General features: G+C 67.4%; 2 protein-coding genes. Both read left to right on the top strand.

Annotated elements, in window-relative coordinates:
• Positions 1–2: 2 nt before the first annotated feature.
• The gene (locus D6694_04030) at positions 3–260 is read left to right on the top strand and encodes a hypothetical protein (GenBank protein RMH45957.1); all 258 of its coding nucleotides are present in this window, start codon (positions 3–5) and stop codon (positions 258–260) included.
• A gap of 3 nt (positions 261–263) precedes the next feature.
• The coding region (fliG, locus tag D6694_04025) for a flagellar motor switch protein FliG (protein RMH45958.1) at positions 264–1,061 on the top strand (798 nt) is incomplete at its 3' end.

The raw sequence follows: 1,061 nt of genomic DNA, 5'->3' as shown, positions 1-1,061 counted from the left end.
TGGTGTTCGGGGTGCTCAAGCCCCTGGTGCGCTGGCTCACCCGTCCGGCGGAGGTGCCCGAGATCACCGAGCCGGTCACCGTGGCCGAGATGGAGCGGCGGCTCGAGGGGGAGGCGCCCGAGGAGGAGGTGGAGATCGAGGAGAAGGCGCCCACCGAGACCGTGCGGCGCGAGTTGATCAAGCAGCGGCTCCTGGACATGATGCGAAAGGAGCCCGAGGTGGCGGCCCAGTTGGTGCGAAGCTGGCTGACGGAGGAGTAAGCGGTGCCTGACGCTGCGCCGGAATCCACGGCCCAAGCCCTGCCCGGCCTCCGGAAGGCGGCCATTCTGTTCCTCGCGCTGGGCGAGGAGGCCACCGAGGCCGTGTTCCCCCACCTCCGGGACGACGAGATCCAGGAACTGACCCGGGAGATCGCCGTGCTGGAGAAGGCCACCCCGGAGGAGGCCGAGGCGGTCCTGGGGGAGTTCCACACCCTGGCTTTGGCGCGCTCCTACGTGCTCCAGGGGGGCGTGGAGTACGCGAAGAAGATCCTGCGCAAGAGCCTGCCGCCCGAGCGGTGCCGGGAGATCCTGGACCGGCTGGTGAAGTACCTGGACCAGGGCCCCGGGTTCCAGAACCTGCGCAAGGCCGACCCGCGGCTCCTGAGCAAGATCATCCAGAAGGAGCACCCCCAGACCATCGCCTTCATCCTGTCGCACCTCGACGCGGCCAAGGCGGCCCACGCCATCGCGAGCCTGCCGAGCGAGCTCCAGGTGGAGGTGGCCCGCCGCATGGCGAGCCTCGAGGAGATCAGCCCCGAGGTGGTGAAGAAGGTCTCGGAGATCCTGGACAAGAAGATCACCTCCATGGCGGGGTCGTCCATCGAGGTCCAGGGCGTGAAGACCGTGGCCGAGATCCTGAACCGGATGGGCCGGAACGAGTCCAAGAACATCCTCGACAAGATGGAGCAGGAGAACCCGGAGCTCGCCGCCCACATCCGGCAGCTCATGTTCGTGTTCGACGACATCCAGTACCTGCCGGACAAGGCGATCCAGGAGATCCTCAAGCGCGTGGACAAGAAC

Source organism: Gammaproteobacteria bacterium, assembly GCA_003696665.1.
Classification (GTDB): Bacteria; Pseudomonadota; Gammaproteobacteria; order Enterobacterales.
Note: the sequence above shows the minus strand (reverse complement) of the source record. Positions and strands in the feature narration are given on the sequence as shown.